At 68.6% G+C, this 19,506-nt stretch carries 38 protein-coding genes; 35 read left to right on the top strand and 3 right to left on the bottom strand.

The window, feature by feature from the left end:
* The first annotated feature begins 39 nt into the window (after positions 1-39).
* The 27 genes from ACQPWU_RS27555 to ACQPWU_RS27425 all read left to right on the top strand — a co-directional run bounded on the left by ACQPWU_RS27555 (position 40) and on the right by ACQPWU_RS27425 (position 10,532).
* A complete protein-coding gene (locus tag ACQPWU_RS27555; RefSeq protein WP_433444611.1) occupies positions 40-516 on the top strand; it encodes a hypothetical protein in 477 nt (158 codons plus the stop codon).
* On the top strand, positions 513-791 hold the full coding sequence (locus tag ACQPWU_RS27550; protein WP_433444610.1) for a hypothetical protein: 279 nt from the start codon (positions 513-515) through the stop codon (positions 789-791). The genes ACQPWU_RS27555 and ACQPWU_RS27550 overlap by 4 nt, the downstream gene beginning before the upstream one ends.
* The gene (locus ACQPWU_RS27545; RefSeq protein ID WP_433444609.1) at positions 788-1,066 is read left to right on the top strand and encodes a hypothetical protein; all 279 of its coding nucleotides are present in this window, start codon (positions 788-790) and stop codon (positions 1,064-1,066) included. The genes ACQPWU_RS27550 and ACQPWU_RS27545 overlap by 4 nt, the downstream gene beginning before the upstream one ends.
* Positions 1,063-1,302, top strand: coding sequence for a hypothetical protein (locus ACQPWU_RS27540; protein ID WP_433444608.1), 240 nt, complete (start codon positions 1,063-1,065; stop codon positions 1,300-1,302). Before ACQPWU_RS27545 ends, ACQPWU_RS27540 begins: the two co-directional genes overlap by 4 nt.
* On the top strand, positions 1,299-1,436 hold the full coding sequence (locus ACQPWU_RS27535) for a hypothetical protein (protein WP_433444607.1): 138 nt from the start codon (positions 1,299-1,301) through the stop codon (positions 1,434-1,436). The genes ACQPWU_RS27540 and ACQPWU_RS27535 overlap by 4 nt, the downstream gene beginning before the upstream one ends.
* Positions 1,436-2,368 (top strand): hypothetical protein, encoded by a 933-nt coding sequence (locus ACQPWU_RS27530; protein ID WP_433444606.1) that lies wholly within the window; start codon positions 1,436-1,438, stop codon positions 2,366-2,368. The genes ACQPWU_RS27535 and ACQPWU_RS27530 overlap by 1 nt, the downstream gene beginning before the upstream one ends.
* A 3-nt stretch (positions 2,369-2,371) precedes the next feature.
* Positions 2,372-2,602, top strand: coding sequence for a hypothetical protein (locus ACQPWU_RS27525; protein WP_433444605.1), 231 nt, complete (start codon positions 2,372-2,374; stop codon positions 2,600-2,602).
* The gene (locus ACQPWU_RS27520; protein ID WP_433444604.1) at positions 2,599-2,862 is read left to right on the top strand and encodes a hypothetical protein; all 264 of its coding nucleotides are present in this window, start codon (positions 2,599-2,601) and stop codon (positions 2,860-2,862) included. The genes ACQPWU_RS27525 and ACQPWU_RS27520 overlap by 4 nt, the downstream gene beginning before the upstream one ends.
* Positions 2,859-3,077 carry a hypothetical protein gene (locus tag ACQPWU_RS27515; protein WP_433444603.1) on the top strand — a complete coding sequence of 73 codons (219 nt, stop codon included), beginning with the start codon at positions 2,859-2,861 and terminating at the stop codon, positions 3,075-3,077. Before ACQPWU_RS27520 ends, ACQPWU_RS27515 begins: the two co-directional genes overlap by 4 nt.
* 17 nt (positions 3,078-3,094) lie before the next feature.
* A complete protein-coding gene (locus ACQPWU_RS27510; protein WP_433444602.1) occupies positions 3,095-3,451 on the top strand; it encodes a hypothetical protein in 357 nt (118 codons plus the stop codon).
* A complete protein-coding gene (locus tag ACQPWU_RS27505; RefSeq protein ID WP_433444601.1) occupies positions 3,448-3,849 on the top strand; it encodes a hypothetical protein in 402 nt (133 codons plus the stop codon). Before ACQPWU_RS27510 ends, ACQPWU_RS27505 begins: the two co-directional genes overlap by 4 nt.
* The gene (locus ACQPWU_RS27500; RefSeq protein ID WP_433444600.1) at positions 3,846-3,977 is read left to right on the top strand and encodes a hypothetical protein; all 132 of its coding nucleotides are present in this window, start codon (positions 3,846-3,848) and stop codon (positions 3,975-3,977) included. Before ACQPWU_RS27505 ends, ACQPWU_RS27500 begins: the two co-directional genes overlap by 4 nt.
* Positions 3,974-4,198 (top strand): hypothetical protein, encoded by a 225-nt coding sequence (locus tag ACQPWU_RS27495; RefSeq protein WP_433444599.1) that lies wholly within the window; start codon positions 3,974-3,976, stop codon positions 4,196-4,198. The genes ACQPWU_RS27500 and ACQPWU_RS27495 overlap by 4 nt, the downstream gene beginning before the upstream one ends.
* Complete coding sequence (locus ACQPWU_RS27490) at positions 4,195-4,698, top strand: RusA family crossover junction endodeoxyribonuclease (RefSeq protein WP_433444598.1); 504 nt, start codon at positions 4,195-4,197, stop codon at positions 4,696-4,698. The genes ACQPWU_RS27495 and ACQPWU_RS27490 overlap by 4 nt, the downstream gene beginning before the upstream one ends.
* Entirely contained in the window at positions 4,695-4,889 is a 195-nt protein-coding gene (locus ACQPWU_RS27485; protein WP_433444597.1) for a hypothetical protein, read from the top strand. The genes ACQPWU_RS27490 and ACQPWU_RS27485 overlap by 4 nt, the downstream gene beginning before the upstream one ends.
* A gap of 163 nt (positions 4,890-5,052) precedes the next feature.
* A complete protein-coding gene (locus tag ACQPWU_RS27480) occupies positions 5,053-5,274 on the top strand; it encodes a hypothetical protein (RefSeq protein ID WP_433444596.1) in 222 nt (73 codons plus the stop codon).
* Complete coding sequence (locus ACQPWU_RS27475; RefSeq protein WP_433444595.1) at positions 5,204-5,578, top strand: hypothetical protein; 375 nt, start codon at positions 5,204-5,206, stop codon at positions 5,576-5,578. Before ACQPWU_RS27480 ends, ACQPWU_RS27475 begins: the two co-directional genes overlap by 71 nt.
* A gap of 89 nt (positions 5,579-5,667) precedes the next feature.
* Entirely contained in the window at positions 5,668-6,111 is a 444-nt protein-coding gene (locus ACQPWU_RS27470; RefSeq protein ID WP_433444594.1) for a hypothetical protein, read from the top strand.
* Positions 6,111-6,653, top strand: a complete 543-nt coding sequence (locus ACQPWU_RS27465; RefSeq protein WP_433444593.1) for a hypothetical protein — start codon at positions 6,111-6,113, stop codon at positions 6,651-6,653. The genes ACQPWU_RS27470 and ACQPWU_RS27465 overlap by 1 nt, the downstream gene beginning before the upstream one ends.
* Positions 6,650-7,831, top strand: a complete 1,182-nt coding sequence (locus ACQPWU_RS27460) for a hypothetical protein (RefSeq protein WP_433444592.1) — start codon at positions 6,650-6,652, stop codon at positions 7,829-7,831. Before ACQPWU_RS27465 ends, ACQPWU_RS27460 begins: the two co-directional genes overlap by 4 nt.
* A gap of 265 nt (positions 7,832-8,096) precedes the next feature.
* Complete coding sequence (locus tag ACQPWU_RS27455; RefSeq protein ID WP_433444591.1) at positions 8,097-8,357, top strand: hypothetical protein; 261 nt, start codon at positions 8,097-8,099, stop codon at positions 8,355-8,357.
* Positions 8,354-8,623, top strand: coding sequence for a hypothetical protein (locus ACQPWU_RS27450; RefSeq protein ID WP_433444590.1), 270 nt, complete (start codon positions 8,354-8,356; stop codon positions 8,621-8,623). The genes ACQPWU_RS27455 and ACQPWU_RS27450 overlap by 4 nt, the downstream gene beginning before the upstream one ends.
* Before the next feature lie 77 nt (positions 8,624-8,700).
* On the top strand, positions 8,701-9,087 hold the full coding sequence (locus ACQPWU_RS27445; protein WP_433444589.1) for a hypothetical protein: 387 nt from the start codon (positions 8,701-8,703) through the stop codon (positions 9,085-9,087).
* A gap of 272 nt (positions 9,088-9,359) precedes the next feature.
* Complete coding sequence (locus ACQPWU_RS27440) at positions 9,360-9,584, top strand: hypothetical protein (RefSeq protein ID WP_433444588.1); 225 nt, start codon at positions 9,360-9,362, stop codon at positions 9,582-9,584.
* Positions 9,581-10,060 (top strand): hypothetical protein, encoded by a 480-nt coding sequence (locus tag ACQPWU_RS27435; protein WP_433444587.1) that lies wholly within the window; start codon positions 9,581-9,583, stop codon positions 10,058-10,060. Before ACQPWU_RS27440 ends, ACQPWU_RS27435 begins: the two co-directional genes overlap by 4 nt.
* Positions 10,057-10,242 carry a hypothetical protein gene (locus ACQPWU_RS27430; protein ID WP_433444586.1) on the top strand — a complete coding sequence of 62 codons (186 nt, stop codon included), beginning with the start codon at positions 10,057-10,059 and terminating at the stop codon, positions 10,240-10,242. Before ACQPWU_RS27435 ends, ACQPWU_RS27430 begins: the two co-directional genes overlap by 4 nt.
* On the top strand, positions 10,239-10,532 hold the full coding sequence (locus ACQPWU_RS27425; protein ID WP_433444585.1) for a hypothetical protein: 294 nt from the start codon (positions 10,239-10,241) through the stop codon (positions 10,530-10,532). The genes ACQPWU_RS27430 and ACQPWU_RS27425 overlap by 4 nt, the downstream gene beginning before the upstream one ends.
* A 557-nt stretch (positions 10,533-11,089) precedes the next feature.
* Here ACQPWU_RS27425 and ACQPWU_RS27420 read toward each other — a convergent pair.
* A complete protein-coding gene (locus tag ACQPWU_RS27420) occupies positions 11,090-11,632 on the bottom strand; it encodes a hypothetical protein (RefSeq protein WP_433444584.1) in 543 nt (180 codons plus the stop codon).
* Between the two features lie 31 nt (positions 11,633-11,663).
* On the opposite strand from ACQPWU_RS27420, the gene ACQPWU_RS27415 reads away from it, so the two are divergent.
* The 8 genes from ACQPWU_RS27415 (at position 11,664) to ACQPWU_RS27380 (ending at position 18,573) form a co-directional block, all read left to right on the top strand.
* A complete protein-coding gene (locus ACQPWU_RS27415; RefSeq protein ID WP_433444583.1) occupies positions 11,664-11,918 on the top strand; it encodes a hypothetical protein in 255 nt (84 codons plus the stop codon).
* 55 nt (positions 11,919-11,973) lie between these two features.
* Positions 11,974-12,552, top strand: coding sequence for a cell division protein ZapB (locus tag ACQPWU_RS27410; RefSeq protein ID WP_433444582.1), 579 nt, complete (start codon positions 11,974-11,976; stop codon positions 12,550-12,552).
* A 62-nt stretch (positions 12,553-12,614) separates the two neighbouring features.
* A complete protein-coding gene (locus tag ACQPWU_RS27405) occupies positions 12,615-13,034 on the top strand; it encodes a hypothetical protein (protein ID WP_433444581.1) in 420 nt (139 codons plus the stop codon).
* Positions 13,035-13,097: 63 nt separating this feature from the next.
* Positions 13,098-13,478, top strand: a complete 381-nt coding sequence (locus ACQPWU_RS27400) for a hypothetical protein (protein WP_433444580.1) — start codon at positions 13,098-13,100, stop codon at positions 13,476-13,478.
* Between the two features lie 744 nt (positions 13,479-14,222).
* Positions 14,223-14,453: a hypothetical protein gene (locus ACQPWU_RS27395; protein WP_433444579.1), complete on the top strand. Its 231-nt coding sequence runs from the start codon at positions 14,223-14,225 to the stop codon at positions 14,451-14,453.
* Positions 14,450-15,415, top strand: coding sequence for a tyrosine-type recombinase/integrase (locus tag ACQPWU_RS27390; RefSeq protein WP_433444578.1), 966 nt, complete (start codon positions 14,450-14,452; stop codon positions 15,413-15,415). Before ACQPWU_RS27395 ends, ACQPWU_RS27390 begins: the two co-directional genes overlap by 4 nt.
* Positions 15,416-16,894: 1,479 nt before the next feature.
* Positions 16,895-17,950: a hypothetical protein gene (locus tag ACQPWU_RS27385; RefSeq protein ID WP_433444577.1), complete on the top strand. Its 1,056-nt coding sequence runs from the start codon at positions 16,895-16,897 to the stop codon at positions 17,948-17,950.
* Complete coding sequence (locus ACQPWU_RS27380) at positions 17,950-18,573, top strand: hypothetical protein (RefSeq protein WP_433444576.1); 624 nt, start codon at positions 17,950-17,952, stop codon at positions 18,571-18,573. The genes ACQPWU_RS27385 and ACQPWU_RS27380 overlap by 1 nt, the downstream gene beginning before the upstream one ends.
* 4 nt (positions 18,574-18,577) lie before the next feature.
* Here the strand turns inward: ACQPWU_RS27380 and ACQPWU_RS27375 are convergent, their stop codons facing one another.
* Both ACQPWU_RS27375 and ACQPWU_RS27370 read right to left on the bottom strand, forming a co-directional pair.
* Positions 18,578-19,087 (bottom strand): hypothetical protein, encoded by a 510-nt coding sequence (locus tag ACQPWU_RS27375; RefSeq protein WP_433444575.1) that lies wholly within the window; start codon positions 19,085-19,087, stop codon positions 18,578-18,580.
* Entirely contained in the window at positions 19,084-19,449 is a 366-nt protein-coding gene (locus tag ACQPWU_RS27370; protein ID WP_433444574.1) for a PadR family transcriptional regulator, read from the bottom strand. The genes ACQPWU_RS27375 and ACQPWU_RS27370 overlap by 4 nt, the downstream gene beginning before the upstream one ends.
* Between the last annotated feature and the right edge of the window lie 57 nt (positions 19,450-19,506).

Below are 19,506 nucleotides of genomic sequence, written 5' to 3'. Positions count from 1 at the left end.
CGCGGGCCGGGCTCCCCAACCCCTCAAGGAGAACCCATCATGCCCATGTCCCACTACGCCATCAGGAACACCCCCACGCCGGATCAGGTCGGGCTCGACGTGACGCCCGCCAACACCACGCTCGTCATCGCCGAGTTCCGTCTCACCGCGGCGCGGGCCGACGCGAAGGATCTGGTGGACACGGCGCTCGTGCTGGACAAGCTGGAGCAGATCATCCCGGCGATGCGTCGCCAGGTCGAGGCTGACATGGCCGCGCACAGGCAGGCCGAGCAGCAGCGCATCACCGCCGCCGCCCAATCCAGCCCGCCGGTGCAGGAGGTCACCGCGCGGCCGCCGTTCCAGCCCGCGCAGCCCGTCCAGCAGCCCGTCCAGGAGCCGCAGCCAGAGCGCGTCCGGCCGTACCTCGAACAGGCACCCGCACAGGCCGGGCAGGGCGTGCAGCCGCAGCCCGCGCCCGAGGCCGGCGACACCACCGTCTTCCCCCGACCGCCGCAGCAGCCTGCGGGGCAGCGGTGATCTTCCGGACGTTCCAGGCGCATCACGGCATCCTCGTGACCTGCGCCTGGGACGCCACCCACCAGACCTTCTACACGCGAGGCATCTCCCGCCACGGCCGCACGCTGTGGGAAGACGCCAGCGGCATGCCCACCATGCTGCTGCTGCGAGCCGCCCTGCTCGGCCACCGCATCGCCCTGCCGGGGCAGGAGGTCGAGCACCTGCTTCATGACCGCAACACCGCTGCCCATCACGCTAGCGGTTCCGCTAGCCTTCCTCGAAACGGATGCCCATGACCACCACCCCGACCGGCGAGATCGAGAACCTGGACCCGGACATCACTCCGGCCATCGCCGCCCACGTCCTGTTCCACTTCCACCGGGGCGGCCTGCCCGGTCCGCTGTTCTACCGGCGGCTCCTGACCGCTATCGAGGTGGCCAGCGCCGACCAGCGCGCCGCCCTCGCCCTCGCTTTCCCCGGCTGGGTGAAGGCGTTCGAGCTGGCCGCCGACCGCGACAGCGGCGGCCCCTCCCGTCTGGTGCGCATCTCCAGGATGGGAGGCACCAGATGAGCCGCCGCATCGGCGACGCGCTCGCCCTCTCGCTCGGGATCGTGGGGCTGGCCGCCGTGTTCGTGGTCGGTCTGGGCGTTTCCGCCCTGCTCATCATGGGCCTGACCTACCTGCTGCACCGCTGGTGGGAGGCCATCCCACCGATGAGCTTCGGCATGGCCGCCGGTGTCGCGGTCCTGCTTGTGCTGCTGGTCAACGTGCTCACCTGGCTGAACTTCGCCGGAGGCAGCAAGTGAACACCGTCACCTACCTGCTCGCGATGGCGGCCAAGGGCTACGAGTTCGCGGCGCGTGTTCTGCTGATCGCGATCGGCTGGATCATCCTGTGGGCCGACGTCCAGCTCCTCGTCCAGCTCGCGTGGGAGCTGTGATGGCGATCTCCACGAACGGCGAGGCCCAGGCCGTCAACCATCTGGCCCGCCTCATCTTCGGCCTCCCGCTCAACAGCATCGCCGTCCCCGACAGCGACACGGCGCGCGAGGCGCTCGCCCTGCTGGCCGACTCCGCGTACCGCAAGTACGGCGCCGGGATCGACGGCAAGCAGGTGCGCGACCTGTGGCCGCGTGCGCGCGGCTGCTCCTGCAACCGCGACCCGGTCGAGTGCAACCACGAGGCGGCTCGCGGCCAGGCCGAGGCGACGATCGCCCGCCTGCGGGAGGGCATCGAGGACGTCGCGATCCGGTCGCTGCTCTACTGCGAGGACCGGTACAGCCACGACAACGCGGCCCGGCTCAACCTGCAGGCGCTGCTCGACGACACCGCGCCGAAGGAGGCGGAGTACACGGTGATCCCCGCCCACGTGCTGGGCGGCGGAGACCTCACCGCGCTCGGCTTCGTCCTCGGCGCCCCGGTCGACGATGACCCGCTGCTGCGGCACGCCACCCTCCCTGAAGGGTGGCAGCAGCGGCCGCCCAAGGATCCCGGGTGGGTCTTCATCGAGGACCAGCACGGGCGGCCCCGCTGCCGGATCTTCAACGACCGGGCCACGAACGGCAGGCGGTGGGCATCCATCACGATCCTCCACGTCGCCATCTACGTCCGCGAGTGCGTGAACGCAGGCATGACGCCCGTCCTCGACGAGGAGTGGGCCACACGCGACGAGGTGCTCGCCGCTCTGGAACGGCTCCGCTTCTACGAGCAGGAGGCCGTCAACATCTGGGGCGACCGCACCACGCCGACAACCGAGCCGATCGTGCGGCGGGCGCGGGCGAACCTCGCCCGCGCCGCCGAGATACGTGCGGCGCTCGGCACCGCAGCGCCATCCACCACCATCACCGCCACCACCGACCAGCAGAAGGGCTAAACCATGGCCAACGAGACCACGAGCACCGAGATCAAGAGCAACGACATCGTCCGGGCCGACATCGAGGACATGACGCAGATCGCCGCCCGCACCAACGTCAGCCTGGCCGACCTGGAGCGGGTTACGATCGTCCGGACTCCGATGGTCGGGCACGGCACCACCAGCGTGGTCATCATGCACACGGCCGACGCCGCGGCGCTCGCCGAGACGGCCATGAAGGACCGGCTGCTGTGACGAGCCGGTACGTGCTGCCGGACCCGCCCGGCTCTCCGGCCGATGCGCTCACCACGACCGGCTGGGATCCGCGGTTCGCCACGTTCTGGGCGCAGAGCTACGTCGGCGACGAGCAGACCGTCTTCCGCTACGGCGTCACCCCCCGGGAGATCCCGACGCTGGAGGAACTCGCCGAACTCCTGCGCACGCACGGCATCCACCTCCCGCCCGAGATCGCCCACCAGCTTGGCCGGGACATGCGGAGCGGGGGCAGCCTGTGAGCCGCGTCCTGGGCCAACTGGCGTTCGCGTTCTTCACGCTGCTCGGCGCGGTCGGCCTGATCGCCGGCCTGTGGCGGATCAGCAGCAAGCCGCGGACCACCCCCAGCGGCGACCCGGTGTCGCGCGGCCTGGAGCCGCGGGTCCTGACCGCCGTGATCGTCGTCGTCTTCGCCGCCGAGCTGGCCGCCGTCTGGGCCAGCTGGCCCACCACCTGAACGAGAGGAACCCCCTCATGAATGCTCTCAAGAACGGCACGGCGGTCTTGACCGTCGCCGTTCTCCTCACCGCCGCCTGCGCGGCAGCGCCCACGCAAGGGCAGGTCACGCACCGCCGCTACCAGCCGCCCCGCATGTGGACGTCCACGAGCTGCGCGGCGTGGAAGACGACCACGTACAGCATCGGCAAGAACCGGCACACCAGGACCACGTGCGTGGCCCGCTACACCAACATTCACCGCAGCCTGCCGGAGTGGTACCTGACCCTCCGCGACGGCGGGAACGAGGGTGAGCGGGTCGTCGACCAGGCCACGTGGCGTCACTGCCCCGAGCGTTCGGTGTATCCCGCGTGCGAGACGGGAGACACGTGGTGAACGGCCTCATCTGGATGCTCGGCTACCCGGTCTTCCTGTTCATCGGCATGGCAATCGGCTACCTGGTCGTCATCCGGCCCGCCGCACGGGAAATCGACCGGGCCATGGACGCGGCGGCGCAGACGCAGAAGAAGCTCCTCGACGCGCGAGCCGACCATCGCGCCGCCCAGGCCCAGGCGGACGCCCACGGCGACGCGCTCAACGACATCGTCGACCTCGCCGACTGGTCCGCCGGTCTGCCCGCGGCCCGCGCCATCGCTGGTCAGGCTCTGGAGACCGGCTCCTACCCGGGCCGGTTGCGCGCCGCCCAGGACGCGCTGGAGCAGGCCGAGAAGGAGATCCAGGACCTGCAGGCGGAGAACGTCCGCGTCGCCGAGCTGGCAGTCGCCCCCCAATGACGTACCAGACCACCGTGTCCGTCTCGGCCTGGCTGCTCGTGTGGCTGCCGGCCGGGATGGGCGTGGCCGGAGCCACGGTCGGCCTGCTGCTCGGCTGGTGGGCGCGCGGACAGGACGACCAGCGGTGATCGCCGTCTACGTCATCGTCGGCTTCTTCGCCGTGATCGGCGTGCTCGTCACCGTGATCAGTCTGCTCGTGGCGGCCAGCGTCGTGCTCGACCTGCGCCGCGACCGGCGCCGCATCGAGCTCGAGCGGCTCGCCGACCCCACCCCTGACCCGGACCTCGACGACCCGTCCCTCGGCGGGCTCGTCGTCGAGGTCCCCACCCGCCTAAGGAGGCAACAGTGACATCACCCCCGCTCATCACGATCACCGTGTACGGCACGCCCGGCTCGCAGGGCTCGAAGCGGCACGTCGGCAAGGGCCGGATGGTCGAGCAGACCAAGACCGTCAAGCCGTGGCGGCAGGACGTGCGCCAGGCCGCCATGGACGAGATCGACCGCCGCATCGCCGCCGGTGAAGGGTTCGAGCGGCTGGACGGCCCGATCGTCGCCGAGATGGTGTTCACGATGGGCGACAAGCCGTCCGGCCGGCCGACCTGGTGGCCGTCCGGTGTCCGCTGGTCGAAGACCCTGTGGTGGCGTCCCGCCAGCGCGCCCGACATCTCGAAGCTTCTGAGGTCTACCGAAGACGCTCTCACGCAGGCCGGGGTGTGGAGAGACGACGCCCGCGTCACCGAGTATCGGCGGCTGGCCAAGGTGTATGTCGGCCAGCCGGGTGAGACGGACGCGCTGCGTGTCCCGGGCGCCGTGATCCGGCTGTGGTCGGAGCTGGAGGTGGCCGAGTGATCCGGCTGATCGCGCTCTTCCTCGTCCTGGCGGCGACGCTGGGCTCCGCATGGTTCGTGTTCCAGGTCGATCAGGGGGTCGCTGTGCTGATCCTCGCGGTCGGCGCGCTCCTGATCACGCCCGCCTTCTACAAGATCATGGACGGCCAGCTGGACAAGCCTGACCAGCGGGCGAAGGACGGCGAGGAGTGACCCGGGCGTCGCAGCCGTGCGGCTACGGTCCCGGTCCGTGCGGCCAGACGCCCACCCGGTTCTACCTGTTCGGGTGGCGGTGCGCCGAGCACGCGCCGCCCCCTCCACCACCGGGCTACTGCGCGCCGCTGCGCTGCTACTGCCCCGACAACGAAGGACGCCGATGTTCATCCCCGAGTACGAGCGCCCCGACCGCAAGCGCGGACAGCGACGCCACAAGCGCGCCCGACTCCAGCTCCCCATCACCCGCGTCACCGACGCCTCCGGCAACGTCCTCTGCGTCATCGAAGGGTGGGGCGTCGACGCCGACGACATTGCCGCCGCCCGCTCCCTCCACCGGCGCGGCCTGCCCGGGGGGCTCGACCCTAGCCCCGACCCGGCATGAGCTGTCGCGCTGCGACGACTGCAAGAAGCCGATCCTGTGGACCATCACCGAAGCCGGGCGCCCGTTCGCGGTCGACCCGAAACCGAACCCGGACGGCAACACGGTGTGCATCCGCGACGGGCTCGGCGTGTGGAGGTCGCGCCGGCCGACCGCCGACCGGCCGAAGGCGCTGTTCGAGCAGGTCTTCTATCCGCACGTCGCCACCTGCACGAAAGGCGTCCCGGAGCAGCTGCCGGACAACGTGACCCGGCTCGACGACGCCCGCCGGAAACGACGCGGCCTCCCGCCCAAGAACCGCCCGTGAGGGCCCGGCACCGCCAAGGGCCGGGCCCTCACCCGATCAACCCCTCAACGCCAGCCTCCTCGAGGCTGGCCAAACGTGAAAGGACCCTGATGAACCACACGAAAGCCGTGGACTCTGAGCGGAAGCGGCCCGCCGACCGCTCGTACGTCCTGTACGAGCGGTCCCACTACCGGGAGATCTATCTGCGCCGCCGGCGGAAGGGCGACCCCGACGTGTGCATCCAGGCGGCGAAGGCCCGCAACGTGCCGTGCGGCCCGCCCATCGCGATGGCGCTCACCGTCAAGACCAGCCGATACACCTCTCACCGCAGCGAGTTGCGGCGCGCTGTGTGCGCCGCCCACCTGCCCGGCTTTGCCGGGACGGGGGCGACGGGCACGAACGCGCGCCGGGCCGCGACGGAACGCGTGCTGGCCGACCACGCCGACCTGTACGAGCGGTACCTGGACGAGGAGATCGCCAAGCGGGTCGCCGACATCACGAAACAGGCCAAGGCCAAGCTGGACCAGCTGCTGGGCGGCGGGGGCGCAGGCTGATGAATGGGCCAACCCTGACGACCGAGCAGAAGCGGCGTTTCGAGGAGATCCTGGAAGAGATCCTCGGCGGCTACCCCATCGACCGGGGCATCGTGGATCACGTCATGGCGAACTTCGCTGCCGCGATGGACTACTGGTGCCAGCCGGACCAGCTGACGATCGTCTACACCGGGTCGCGGCTGGCGGACCGGCAGAAGGTCCGCAAGGACCTGACCGAGCTGTACGACCGGTACGGCGGCTTCCGCCTCCTCATCGGCTACGACCGGGTCAAGGACAAGCCGTCCGGCGGCGACCGGTACGCCTACGAGTGGGCGGCGGCCGTCCCGGATGTGACAGTGGAGCTCCACCCCGCGCCGTGGCACATCCCCGAACTGGCGAAGGCGGCCGGCCCGATCCGTAACGGCTACATGATCGGCCTCGTGCAGGGGCGGAGCGGCCGGTACGGCATGCTCGCGCACCTGTTCGACGGGTCGACCGGGTCCGCGGGGGCCGCCGCGTTCGCCCGGCACGTCGGCATGGCCGTGTGGGGGAGGCCCGCATGAGCCGCAAGAGCGACGTGGAGAAGATGGTCCGCAGCGAGGCCAAGAGACACCGCTTCACGGTGGAGAAGGTCGGCAACGAGTGGAAGGTCACGAACCCGGCCACCGGCCTGTCGCAGTGCGTGCCGGACAGGGTAGGTGGCGAGAACCTGCTGAACGCGCGGTCGAGGGTGCGGCAGCTCGCCACGCGCACCCCCATGCAGGCGGCCGTCGCCGCCGACACTCCCGAGCAGGAGCGGCGGCAGGGCGCCAACTGGGCAATCCAGGAGCTGATCGCCGCCGCGTACCGGTCCGGTGTGACCTTCGACATCGAGCACGGCCGCCTGCGCATCAACGCCCACATGGACAACCGGTCCTGGGTGGACGTGCTGCGCAGGCGTGAGGCCGAGGTGATGACGTTCCTCGTCGGCGAGTTCGCCCGGTACCCCCAGCCCGTCCCCGGGTCCGACCCTGGACCTGAGCCCGACCCTGAACTTGAAACGCCGCAAGGAGCTGATGAGTCAATGCCGAGGATCGGCGACGTCGCCCGTATCGACAGCGGGAGCCGCAAGGAGGACCTGGCCGCCGACGCGCAGGCGCTGTGGGGGCTGCTGCGCGAGCTGGCCGCGAAAGACGGCGACGAGCGGGGCAGCAACGCCCGGCAGGACGGTGTCCTGTGGACGGGCACGCTGTCGTCGATCCTGCGTACGGTCGGCCACGACTGGGATCCGGTCTACCGGGAGGAGGTGGTCACTCACCTGAAGCAGACCGGCCACATCCGCTGCCAGCAGCGCGGGAACCCGTCGATCTGGTGGATCCGCGACGCCTGGGACGACGGCGGACTCACGGTCACCCGCAAGCCGACACCTGCGGATGTGCCGCGCAAGACCGCGAAGCCGGCACCGGCTCCTGTGGCATCCGCAGCGGCACCGGCAGCGCCCGCGCCGGACCAGTTCGCGCAGTTCATCGACATGCTGCAGCAGGCGCAGACGGCGGCCGCCACGATCGCGCAGCTGGAGAGCGAAATCGCCAGTCTGAGGCGCGAGGTCGACGAGAAGGACGCGATGTTCCTGTCCGTGCGGGCGGAGCTGCGGGCCGACATCGAGGCGTTGCAGGCCGAGAACAGGCGGCTCAGACAGGAGCTGGCGAAGCTGGAGCCGTTTAAGCAGTTCATCAAGGCAGTGAAGGAGACGGATCTGTGAGCCTTCTCGCTAGCGAGCGCGCAAGTGAAATGCTGCAGGCGGGGGCCGCGGGCTGCGAAGCGCGCCTCGATACGCCTGACGGCAGAGCGTGCGGGGACGAGCCGGTGGGCCGGTTCGAGTCCCGTTGCCGGTGCTGGCTGGCGCACCGGCGAGTGGCGCTGCTGTGTTCGCACCATCTGCGGGAAGGCCGCACTGGGCTGGGCGGTTGTGCGGCCTGCTGGAGTGTGGGTTACCCGTGCCAGCGGGCGATCCTGCGCGAGGCGACGTGACCGTGGCGTGCAACGTGCGGAGCTGGGGGCCGGACGGGCCGGAGTGCGGCGGCGAGACGGTGACGCGCCTCGTCCTGACGTGCGCCCACCAGCACCTGGAGGCGGACGAGCACTGCCAGGATCACGCCGGGGACGTTCTCGGCGGTGGCGAGCTGTGGTGTTCGCCGTGCGGGCGGCGCGGCCACATCTGCCGGTCGTGGCCGATCGCGGAGTACGACCAGGACGGGAACCGGCGCGACCTGCAGGGGGGACGATGACCGGCCAGGCCGGAGCCCGTGCCGGCTGCGTCGCCAGGAGCGGCCCGCACGAGGAGGAGTGCGGCGGAGAGGTGGTAGTGCGCCTCGTCGCCGGGTGCATCCATGAGCACCTGCTGCTCGCCGCCGCGTGCCAGTACCACGTCCAGGAGTTGGCCGAGCGGCGCATGCACTGCGTGCTGTGCTTCGACGTCGACGGGCACCAGTGCGTCGTGGCTGTCCTGGGCGAGCTGGACGGGGACGGCAGGCTGGTGGTTCTGCGTGGATAGGTCCGGGTCGTACCGTGATCAGCGTGATGCCCTTCCCTCAGGGCGCGCCAGTTCGTCGAGCGCGTTGAGGGGGTTGGGTGAGCGCACGCCTGGTGGGCGAGGTGGCGGCGTGGTTGGCTACGCCCGCGGCGAAGGAATTGACGGCGGCCGAGCGGCTGGTGTTGCTGATCATCGCCGAGCGGACGTGGAAGGAGACGCGGCGGTTCCGTGTGCATGCGATCGACAAGTGGGACAACGGCACGTCCATCACCGCGACGGAGACGATCGCGATGCGGGCTGGGGTGACCGTGGACGGGCTGACGAAGATCCTGCGCCGCCTGGCCGAGCACGGGGTCGAGGTGCGTGTCCCGATCGGGAGACGGCGTGACGGGTCGCCGGTGTTCGCGGTGCGGGGGAGGGCGACCGACTACCGCATCCCGGAGCTGCCCGCGTCGGTCGAGTTGCCCGCCCGCCCGTCCGGGTAACTCGACTGTGCTGGCCTGTGGATAACCCGCTGATGATCATGGTGTGTCCGATTTATGACCGGACGCGCGGGCGGGCATTCGCGGCCCAGCGGGCGGGCAATCGTCTGAATTGCCCGCCCGCGCGGGCGGGCCCAACCCTCTTACAACACCCCTACATAAACCCTCTTCTTGTGGTGACCGTCCACACACCTACAGGTGGAAAAGGCAAGATCATCGCCCGCCGGACTTGTGGACAACCCGCTAGCGAAATTGCGAGTGAGAAGGAGAAACCCATGGCCGCAGACCCCGACATCGAAGCCGCCTGGAAGACCATGCGCGCCAACGTACGCCGCATCCTCCAGCCCTACGTCCAAGACGCCCTCCTCGAGGAGCGCGTCACCGACATCTCCGACTGGCTCAACGCCAACGGCTGGAAACCCCCGCTCCGCAGAATCGACCCGATCATCGCCGCCGGTCGCGCAGCCCGCGACCAGGCCGCCCGCACGGAGCAGCAGTGACCGGCGAGACCGCCCCGTCGTGCTGGTGCGCCGACCCCGGCCGCACCGACGACGAGATGTACCAGTGCCCTGCCGGCGACGCAGGCGAGGACTGCCTCGCGCACGACTATCTCGCCACCGGCGGCGCCCTCCCGTTTCGCGGCCACGGCCGCTACCCCCTGCCGTCCGTCAGCGACTTCGCCAACGCAGTCGACGCCGCCCAGACGGCCCGCACGGAGCGGCAGGTGACCAGCAGCCTCGACGAACTCCGCGTGACCCTGACCATCCAGCTCACCCCGATGTTCGACCAGATCGGGCAGGCCATCCGCAGCCTCGGCCGCGGATTCACGCACATCCTCGACGCCTGGCACAGCCAGGACCCGCGGCAGCGCCGCATCCTCCTCAAGGAACGCGACCGGCTCGCACGCGACGAACGCAACGCCCGCTGGCCGGCCGCCACCCGCACGAAGACCGCCTACCACCAGAGACGACGATGAGCCTCGCCAAGCACCAGCCCGAACCACCGCCGCTCAGCGACGACTGCGTCTGGCTCCAGAGCATCGACCAAGCCGACCCCACCTGCTACCAGCACAACCTCACCGCCGACCAACACCGTCAGGACCAGGGGACACGAATGACCCTCGTCCGCAACAGCGGCATCCCGAAAGGCCCCAAGTGAGCGCCATCCCCGCCATCACCCTCATCTGCAACCACAGCGCCTGCACCACCCACGCCGTCCTCATCGGCGCAACCGACCCCGCCGAAGCCCGCCGCGAAGCCGCCACCCGAGGCTGGACCAGCCACCACCACCAAGGGCGCGGCCACCAGCACGACCACTGCCCCGAACACTCAAAGCCGCCCAGACCAGCCAAGACCAAGCGCACCCTTCGCGATCGAGCCCGCAACCTCGCACGCCAAGCCCTCACCCTTCCACCGCTGCCCGCGCTCGGCATGTCCTCTCGTCGCTGACTGGTTTGTGCTCATAAGTCCGATTCGCAGCGATCGCTAGCGAAACCGCAAGCGTGAATCATCCCCTCGAACCCCCCAGACGCGTCTGCAGACCACCACAGAGACGCGACTGGGGGGTTTCTGGTGTCATCCCATCAAGAGCATGATCAAAAGCTGTCAGCGTGGATCTCAGCGCTTCAAGATCAAGGGAGCGCAGCAGACGAACCCGACAAACCCGGCGTCAGCAACTGGCGCTATTAGACGCGGGGTCCAAGAAAGAGTTACTAGACAAGCCATCCAATAACGCCGATCCACAACCCTCGTCAGTCCAGACTGACAAGCGCCTATGGGTGTCAAGCTGGGCTGACAAGCACCCGTCTCGTCAACCTAGGCTGACGTGATCGCCAAGCGCTGTGTGTGTCTCTGCGACTCGACACGGGGGGGTGACCTGGAGTCGGGGGGTGCGTTCCCGAGCATCCATGAGCGCTCGCAGCGCTCCCTAGGGGGTGCGCGCGGGGGTGTCCTGGGGGGTGTCTCGGGAGGTGCGGCGGGGGTGCGTTACAGGAGATGGCCGCGCGTTACACGTGTCGGCGTATAGTCTGACCTGAGGAAACTACCGTTATCACCTCGTTATGAATGAGTCGGTAACGCACCTCCTTTGACTCTCGATTCCTAGACGTGAGACTCAACGCACGACACAAGATCAGCGCAACGGTGGCCACGGCCGCCGGTGTGCTGGCTCTCTGTGTCCTCACAGCGCCCGCCAACGCGGGCATGTCCATGGACGACTGCCCCGTGGGCGTCGTCTGCACCGAACCGCCCGCGTCCCCAACGGACACGGGCACAACCCCCGGGGAGGTCATCACCACAACGAAGCTGGTCACGGTCACGGCGACGGCTACGGCCACCGCCACGACTACGGCCACCGCTACGGCCACGGCCACGCACACCACTACGGCCACAGCCACCACTACGGCGACCGCAACGCAGACGGTCACGGCCACGCCCGCAGTCTCGTTGCAGACGATCACAGCGCAGCCGCAGCCAACGGCCGCGCCCGTGGTCCCGCCGACGTGGCCCGCCGCCTCGTCCACCGAACGCCAGGCGTCGGAAGAACCCATTATCTTGCCGACTCCTGACAACGGTGGACCGATGGCAAACGCGGTCAACTCGCTAGCGAAACAGCTAGCGAACCAGGCCAACGCCGTCGCCAACACGGGCATACCGCCTCAGGTGGCGGTCGCTGGTGGCGGTGCTGGACTGCTGGCATTCGCCATCATCGGCGGCGTGACCGTGATCATCCTCCGCGCGCGGAAGGCGAACAAGCGCCGCCGGAAGCACGCTGCCCCTAGCGAGACGCCGCAGACCAGCGGCGACGCGCCGACCGAAACCATCCCCAACCCGTAACCCCTATGGCGCGCCCGCAAAGGGCGGGCGCGCCCCCTCTCAACAGGAGAAACAAGTGGAATTCAAGCTCTCGCCGACCGCCATCCTTGACCGCATCCTCGCCGCGATCGACGCCGACCCGCGTCAGTCCGGCTCCGGCGGCTCGTGGGACCGTGACGTCCGCCGCGCCGGACTCCCCGTCATCGCGTCTCACGTGATCGCGGGCACGTTCAAGCTGGGCAAGGACCAGCCGAACTACGCCGACGACATGATCGCCTGCCCCGAAGGCGTCGAGGCCGACGTCATCGACAAGCGCGACGGCAACAAGCCGAAGATCTTCCGCAGCACCATCGGCAAGCTGGCGCTCGGCGGACTCAAGGACGACGACCCGCTGGCGCAGACGCCCGCGCCGACCGCCGAAAAGCTGCGCACCATGCGCGCCGAGATCCAGCGGGCGGAAGAGCTCATGCAGCTCCGCGCGCGCGTGGCGGAACTCGACATGCGCAACGCCGACTTGCAGCAGGAGAACACCCGGCTCACGGAGGAGTTGAACGCCGTCCGTACGGAGCTGAACAACGTCAAGGCCGCGAACCCCAGCCCCAAGCCTGCCCCTAAGGGCGCGGCCAAACCCGCTAGCGGCACCGCCAGCAAGTAACCCCCAACGCCGCGCCCCCGCACCCCCGGGGGCGCGGCACCTACCCGAACGGAGATCAGACCATGATCAGGCCCGACGCGGTCGCCGCGTACGCGACCGCCGCCACCGCCTCACTCAACCGCGTGCTCTGGATTCTCGGCCTGGGCATGCTCGATGCGAAGTTCCCCGTCAAGGACGGGGCCGTACTCGCCAACGTGCCGCGCCGTCCGCGCCGCACCATGTACGCGCGGCTCGTGAACATGCCCGACACCCTGTCGCGCACGGTCGCGATCAGCGCCTGGTGCGTCTATGACGAGATCCTCTCGCAAGTTGGGCGCGGCGAGATGATCAACCCTGCTGTACTCCGCTCCCACACGGCAGCGCTCCGCGATCACGCGCACATGATCGAGGGCGCGAACGTGGTCAGCCTCGCCGAACGCGTCATGGGGCACGCCGCCATGGCGGTCGCCGACACCTTGCCCGACATCCCCGTACGCGACTGACCTACCCAGCCCGCCGCGCCCCCACTTCCCCGGGGGCGCGGCCCTACCCGAAAGCGAGCCACCATGGCTGACAAGCGCCCCACCAACGAACTGATTCAAGACGCCGTACTCATGTTCATGGGGATCATGGCGCGCACCAACGGCCCGTCCCTGGTCATCCCCTGCCCGATCGTGGGCGACACGGAAGACCTGGTAGTGCCGCCCCGCAGCGACACGGCAGAGGCGGCCGTACGCGCCTACGCCGATCACGCGCCATCGTGGATCGGCGGGCCAGTGAGCCGCGCCATCATCGCCATAGATGAACTGTCCTACGTGACCGTGTGCCGCGCGGAGTCGGCGAAGGGCACGCCGATGCGTCACGCGTGCCGCCAGGAGATCCGCCGCTTGCTCGGCGTGCTCCGCCAGATCACGGATGACCTGGCGGAAGCCGCGCGGATCAACTAGCCGCGCGAACCGAGCGCCGCACGCCAACCAGGCGTGCGGCGCTTCCATTTGCCCCGCCCCCCACCCCCCGCCGCCGGCCGCGCGGGCGCCTGCATCCGGCGTCGCTTTTCTGCCTCATGCTGGTGGTGTGTGGGTGGATCTTGTTTCGGCTGCGGGCCGGTGTGGGGTGTCGGTGGGGTCGGTTCGGCGGTGGGTGGGGGAGGGGTGGTTTCCGCCGGACGCGGCCGGGCCGACGACGCGGTTGGATGGGTCGGGTCGGCGGGTGGTGCGGCTGGATCGTCTGCTGGTGGTGGAGCGGGCCATGCGACAACGGCGGTGCAACCGAGGAGCCCGGCCGGGGGCGTTGCGCCCGAAGAGGGCGCGGTAGGCGCCAATCAGTAGGAAGATCAGCACAAGGACGAAGGTGAGCGCGCCGATGATCGAGTTGGCGGTGAGGACGAGCTCGTCGACGAGGTGGCGAAACTCGCTGAGACGCTGGGGGAGCCCGCTGCATGGTCCCAACACTTGGTGTCCACTCTCGATTCGCGCCCCCGCTGGCGGGCCAGCTCCGTTGTGCGGTCGCTCTTCCTGACGACCTGCTGCGGGGTACGAATCGATGTGTGGTTGTGCGGGATCCGGTAGCGGGCGCCTTCTAGGAACAGAACAAGATCCTTTAGAACCCCTCATAATCCTCGTTATGGGGGTGTATGGTGATGATCTCCCCGGGACCCCGGGAGGATCACCACCTACCCGAAAGCGAGCACCATGACGAGTCCCGACGCGCAGCTGTACGCCGCGGTGCTGCAACGCGCCCGCACCCGCTGGCCCGACGTCACACCCGAAGGCATTGCCGCCGCGCTGCAGACCCGCGCGCCGGAGGCCGCCGCCTTGTACGAGGTCGCCGGCCCCGAGCTGGAGCGGCTCGCCGTCGGCAACCCCGCCCTGCAGGAGGCGCTCACCGAGATCGCCACCCGCCCAGGCGAGGGCGCACCGTGACCGCCGAGCTGGCGCCACGGCCGGCCGGTGACCTCGCGTTCCCGCCCGGCCTGCTCGGCTACGTTCAGGACCTGACGAAGGCGTGGCTGCTCAGCTACAACTCCCCGAACACCCGCGACGCCTACCGGCGCGACATCGAGATGTGGTTCGCCTTCTGCACCGACACCAAGCTCGATGTCGCGGAGGTGCGGCGGCCGCACGGCGACGTCTACAAGCGGTGGCTCGACCTGCAGGCCGGCCAGTCCCTCCCCGCGAAGACGCTCGCGCGGCGGCTCGCCACAGTGTCGTCCTGGTACGGCTACCTGGTGGAGGAGGAGGCGGTCGAGTTCAACCCGTTCGAGCGGGTACGGCGGCCGAAAGTGAACCGGCAGCACTCCGAGACGGTGGGCCTCACCCGCGCCGGAGCCCGCGACGTACTCCACGCGGCCGACCACGACCACGGCCGGGAACGGCTCCGCACGGCGGCGCTGATCCGGCTGCTCATGGAGACCGGCATTCGGGTCACCGAGGCGCTGGCCGCGCAGCTGCCCGATCTCGGGCACGAGCGCGGCCACCGCACCCTGCGGATCGTCGGCAAGGGCGACAAGCCGAAGACGCGGAAGGTCCCGCCGGCGGCGGCGTACGCGATCGATGTCTACCTGACCCACCGCGCCGAACGCGCCGGGATGACGGTGGAGCAACTGGACGGGCCGCTGTTCGCGTCCGGCTCCGGCCAGCGGCTCGACCGCAAGGACGTGTACGAGCTGGTAGAACGCATCGGCCGCCAGGCCGGGATCACCGGGCTGCACCCGCACCAGCTGCGGCACACGTTCGCAACGCTGGCGGAGGAGGCGGGCGTCAGCGTGAAGAAGATCCAGGAGGCGCTCGACCACGTGAACTCCTCGACCACCGACATCTATCTGACCGCAGCCAGGCGGCTGGAAGATGACCCGTCCGACCTGGTCGCCGCAGCGATCGAGTGACGTGGAAACTGCCGCTGACGTGGCTATTAGAGTTTCTCCCGAGTATAAACGTGGCCAAAACTCGGGTACCCTCATGGAGTTACTGACTAGTGCGCCAGAATGGCGTACCTGAAGTCTTTTGTGGCGCTAGACTGCCCTTAGTCGTTGCCTGGAAACTTCTCGAAACGCGGGCCGCTGTCGCGAGGCGGCCGAGCATGTTCGGTCTCCTCAGTCCGAGGTATCGATCAACGAGAAGGGATCCTCATGGAGGGGATGCTAGGCACGGGCCCTGAGGGGTCGGGCGATCGGGCTGTACTGGTGCTGTTGGCACTGCTGCAGCTGCTGCTGACCTCGCTTGATTTATACCTCAGGGTGCGGGGGCTCAGCTAGGACACCTAGCCGGGCCCCCGCCAGGTAGGCGAACGGTCCCGTTCCTCGGCATCGATACTGAGAGCGGGGCCGCTTCGTCTGTACTCGTATCTTAGCAAGACGGGGCCGCACTTTCCGCCAGACAATCTGATATCACAGATTATTTAGCAGTCCAGATATTGCTTTGCTGCGAGCTTTTCTATGTTCGTGTCTCGGAAGTTTTAAGATAGTTCCTTGGCGTAGTTGGATGTGTCCTAATCGGTGGAAGCAGTCTTGGACTAGCCGTAGTCGCTAAGACGGCCGACTAACAGGTGTCCGCATCGTAGTGAAGTTAGTGAGGTCCGGCGCGCTTACGGTGGGGCCGGTTGCGGAGTCGTGCGCGCCGCTTGCCATGGCTTGACAACCGTGTGTACCCTCATGATCAGTCTGGGATTCGTATAGGTACGCGAGGTTTCCTCCCGCGTGCACGGTTCAGGCGACGCGCTGAGAGCGTCTCTCCCGCACGAACACGAGCTTCCCGATATCCCGGGGTACCCCCGGGACGATCACGTCTCAGATTCAAGATCGCGAGCTAGGCCCTGGATACTCCCCGGTCCAGGGGCCTTTTGCATGCCCTCACCAGCACCGAAAGGCCCTTCCCTGGCTTGGACAAGGGCCCTCGCCTGCTGACGGACCGCCTGCATCCAACCCTGCGGATCCGCGTCGTAGAACTCGCACTTCTCCTGCCAGCGGGCGAGTCCATCACGGATGTCGTCGAGTGAATGAACCCACTCGCCCTCGTCGGCGGTTCCGTGCCACACGACGCCGGGACGGTTTGCATCGCGACAAAGATCAAACCCATGCAGGTACTGCAGAGCCGTGAGGACCAAGGGAGGGCAGCCGGCGGATGCCCCCTCACCCTCCACCCACGAAGCCGCCCAGGCATGCACGGCCTCACGGGTCACGTCACCCGCAGCTAGCGCTCGCCATCGAGCAGCCACCTCCTCACGGCTTGGCGGTGGCAGCGACGAATTGGGGACGCTCATGCGCCCACCATTTCAGCCATGCAAGCCATGGGTCCACACCGATCAACCTCTTGATCACCCTTGCTGGCGCCGACGACGCGCTTGGCCTCCCTCCGAAGGGCCTCTCATGTGGTGGCACTCGATCGACTACCTCAAGCGGGACGGCCGCCAGCGCGGCATGCTCGTACACCGCGGCTTCTCGCTCCACCGTGTGCCCCGGCTCATGCTGTGGTGCCGCCTGCGCGGGCACCGGCCCGTGGTCGACGGGTACGGCCCGCACAAGCCCGGCCTGGATGCGGCCCGCTGGGTGGCCTGCGGCCGATGCGGCGTCCGCCCCGACCCGCAAGGCAGTCTCGACCCTGACGGCTGGGAGGTCGGCCAGTCCTACGACGGGCCATACGCAGGCGACGAGATGAACGACCCGCTGATGAGGGCACTCCTCGGCCCCGGGAACACGGTCATCAAGGGAGGCATGCACCTGCCCGGCCGGTGGCCCGCCACACCGACTGGGACGCTCGGAGGCGAGCTCGTCATCGGTCGCACGTTCGGCGTCTTCTCCGCCGAGGTCACCATCGGCGCGGCCGGCGCGGAGCACACCCTCGCGGCGCATCTGCGGGTGTGGCCGTTCGGCGCGTTGTACCTGCACACCGAAGGGTTCGGCGCGTGGCTGCAGCGCCGCCTCATCCCCGAGGGCTACACGTCGCGGGCGATCAACGTGTCGGTCGACGACTGGGCGATCCGCTGGCAGCTTTGGGCCCGCGAAGGCGAATGGTCGCGGAATGACCCATGGTGGATGCACGGCCGGATCAGCCTCGACCTGGTCCAAGCGCTGTTCGGCCCGAAGCGGTACAGCTACGAGACGGTCGACGGGCCAATGCTGGGCTGGGTGACGATGCCCGAGGGCGACTCCCACCAGATGCAGTTGAAGCTGGAGCGGGTACGGCTCGGCCGGCCCCGGCTCAACCGCGCCGCGAAGTACCACTGGTCGGTGGAGTGGACCGCGGACTCGCCCGGCATCGAGACCAGGCCCGGTAAGGGCGGCATCATCAGCGCGTCCGTGCGGGTGCCGGACGAGGCTGTCGAGGCCCGTTGCTGGGACGTGCTCGCGTGCGCGCTCATCGCACGGAAGCTCGGCGAAGACCGAACCCGGTACGGCTACCGCCCCGAGAACATGGAGGGTTGATGCGGCGGATCGAGCACATGCGGCTGCACGAGATCCCGCGCGCTGTCCGCAACCCGAAGGAACACGACCTCGACGGCATCCGCGCGTCGGTGGAAGCCTTCGGCTGCACCGTCGCCGGCGAGCTCGACGAGCGGACCGGCCGCCTTGTCGTCGGCCACGGCCGCCTGCAGGTGCTGGAGCAGATGGCGGCCGACCGGGTGTCTCCGCCCGAGGGGATCCTGGTCGACGACGACGGCACATGGCTGGTGCCGATCGTGCGCGGCTGGTCGTCCCGCTCGGACGCGGACGCGGAGGCGTACCTGGTCGCGAACAACCGCACCACCGAAAAGGGCGGCTGGGAAGAGCGGATGCTCGCCGAGGTCCTCGCCGACGTGCGCGACGCCGACCCGGACCTGCTACTCGCGGCCGGTTACACCGATGACGACCTGGCCGACCTCGCCGACGCCATCGCAGGCGCGGACGGCAGCGACCGCGACGAGGAGCTGCCCGACCCGGGCGACGCAAACGAGGACATACGCCCCGAGGTGTGGGGCATCATCGTCACCTGCGACAACGAGACCGAACAAACCCGTCTCCTCGAACGCCTGGCCGACGAGGGATGGCAGGTCCGCGCCCTCATGTAGCCGCTCAGTCTAGTTCGAGAGGACTTTTGCCAGAGCGACGGATCTCGGTGTCTATATAAAGGAGAAACATCCTGTCGGCTAGTCGCACCCATAGAGCATCGAGGAACCTCGGACGATAGGGCTGCTGATCTTTCGCCAATGTGAACCGAGGAATGATCTTGCCGCGATCTCTAGCGAGTGACAACTTAAGGCCACGCGATTGCTGGAGCACGATGAACCAGTTTAGGTAGACGTGCGCGATGGTCCCAAGGATAAGGTCAATGCGTCCCCGGCCTCGGGAGAGGACAGCGGCTGTCGCGAACGCTAGGCCGCTGGCAAGCTTTAAGAGCTTCCCCGGACGCTCGTTGACCAGGGCAACAAGCTCTTCAGCACGGATGTCAGCGCGCCAGCGGTCGACGTATTGGTGGCGGGCCGACCAGCGCACCAACCTGCGCGCGAGCCAGGGCGAGATGTCACACATCTCATTGACTAGGAGTCCTAAAAAGACGCCGATGATGATCTCGACTGTATTCAACGCGTACCACCGACCAGGAGCGCCATAAGACGGGCCAGGGAGACAAACCCGAGCGCTGGTCGCGGTTCGAACGCTGCGGGCCGACGCTGAGCGAGAAGGGACCGGGCGGCGGGAACGCCGTCGCCTGTCAGTCGGTAGAAGCGGCGGCGAGGGCCTGATTGGTCTGGACCGAGTTGTTCCCACTCGCCAGTGATCCAGTGCGCGTCTTCGAGTCGGTCGAGCACCTTGTAGACGGTGGGACCGGCCCGCTTAGTGGCTTTCATGATGGCCCAACCGTGCACCTGCTCGTCGTTGTCGAAGGCACGGACAAGGACTTCGAGTACGTCGAGGGTGGGCTGGGTGATCCGTTCGAGACCTGCCATGTCGCTATCGTACCTAGGTGAAATAAGGGCTGGGCGCCCTTTGGCCAAACTGCTCTG

Origin of the sequence: Nonomuraea sp. CA-141351 (assembly GCF_050944675.1) — a bacterium.
In the GTDB taxonomy this organism is placed as follows: Bacteria; Actinomycetota; Actinomycetes; order Streptosporangiales; family Streptosporangiaceae; genus Nonomuraea.
Note: the sequence above shows the minus strand (reverse complement) of the source record. Positions and strands in the feature narration are given on the sequence as shown.

Excerpts from the sequence above, each read along its gene's own strand:
- ACQPWU_RS27510 (WP_433444602.1), top strand. The coding sequence starts at position 3,095 with ATGAATGCTCTCAAGAACGGCACGGCGGTCTTGACCGTCGCCGTTCTC.
- ACQPWU_RS27420 (WP_433444584.1), bottom strand. The coding sequence starts at position 11,632 with ATGGGTTCTTCCGACGCCTGGCGTTCGGTGGACGAGGCGGCGGGCCAC.
- ACQPWU_RS27465 (WP_433444593.1), top strand. The coding sequence starts at position 6,111 with ATGAATGGGCCAACCCTGACGACCGAGCAGAAGCGGCGTTTCGAGGAG.
- ACQPWU_RS27480 (WP_433444596.1), top strand. The coding sequence starts at position 5,053 with ATGTTCATCCCCGAGTACGAGCGCCCCGACCGCAAGCGCGGACAGCGA.
- ACQPWU_RS27405 (WP_433444581.1), top strand. The coding sequence starts at position 12,615 with ATGATCAGGCCCGACGCGGTCGCCGCGTACGCGACCGCCGCCACCGCC.
- ACQPWU_RS27460 (WP_433444592.1), top strand. The coding sequence starts at position 6,650 with ATGAGCCGCAAGAGCGACGTGGAGAAGATGGTCCGCAGCGAGGCCAAG.
- ACQPWU_RS27450 (WP_433444590.1), top strand. The coding sequence starts at position 8,354 with ATGACCGGCCAGGCCGGAGCCCGTGCCGGCTGCGTCGCCAGGAGCGGC.
- ACQPWU_RS27540 (WP_433444608.1), top strand. The coding sequence starts at position 1,063 with ATGAGCCGCCGCATCGGCGACGCGCTCGCCCTCTCGCTCGGGATCGTG.
- ACQPWU_RS27470 (WP_433444594.1), top strand. The coding sequence starts at position 5,668 with ATGAACCACACGAAAGCCGTGGACTCTGAGCGGAAGCGGCCCGCCGAC.
- ACQPWU_RS27545 (WP_433444609.1), top strand. The coding sequence starts at position 788 with ATGACCACCACCCCGACCGGCGAGATCGAGAACCTGGACCCGGACATC.
- ACQPWU_RS27500 (WP_433444600.1), top strand. The coding sequence starts at position 3,846 with ATGACGTACCAGACCACCGTGTCCGTCTCGGCCTGGCTGCTCGTGTGG.
- ACQPWU_RS27400 (WP_433444580.1), top strand. The coding sequence starts at position 13,098 with ATGGCTGACAAGCGCCCCACCAACGAACTGATTCAAGACGCCGTACTC.
- ACQPWU_RS27395 (WP_433444579.1), top strand. The coding sequence starts at position 14,223 with ATGACGAGTCCCGACGCGCAGCTGTACGCCGCGGTGCTGCAACGCGCC.
- ACQPWU_RS27370 (WP_433444574.1), bottom strand. The coding sequence starts at position 19,449 with ATGGCAGGTCTCGAACGGATCACCCAGCCCACCCTCGACGTACTCGAA.
- ACQPWU_RS27380 (WP_433444576.1), top strand. The coding sequence starts at position 17,950 with ATGCGGCGGATCGAGCACATGCGGCTGCACGAGATCCCGCGCGCTGTC.
- ACQPWU_RS27385 (WP_433444577.1), top strand. The coding sequence starts at position 16,895 with ATGTGGTGGCACTCGATCGACTACCTCAAGCGGGACGGCCGCCAGCGC.
- ACQPWU_RS27440 (WP_433444588.1), top strand. The coding sequence starts at position 9,360 with ATGGCCGCAGACCCCGACATCGAAGCCGCCTGGAAGACCATGCGCGCC.
- ACQPWU_RS27555 (WP_433444611.1), top strand. The coding sequence starts at position 40 with ATGCCCATGTCCCACTACGCCATCAGGAACACCCCCACGCCGGATCAG.
- ACQPWU_RS27430 (WP_433444586.1), top strand. The coding sequence starts at position 10,057 with ATGAGCCTCGCCAAGCACCAGCCCGAACCACCGCCGCTCAGCGACGAC.
- ACQPWU_RS27415 (WP_433444583.1), top strand. The coding sequence starts at position 11,664 with ATGGCAAACGCGGTCAACTCGCTAGCGAAACAGCTAGCGAACCAGGCC.
- ACQPWU_RS27530 (WP_433444606.1), top strand. The coding sequence starts at position 1,436 with ATGGCGATCTCCACGAACGGCGAGGCCCAGGCCGTCAACCATCTGGCC.
- ACQPWU_RS27525 (WP_433444605.1), top strand. The coding sequence starts at position 2,372 with ATGGCCAACGAGACCACGAGCACCGAGATCAAGAGCAACGACATCGTC.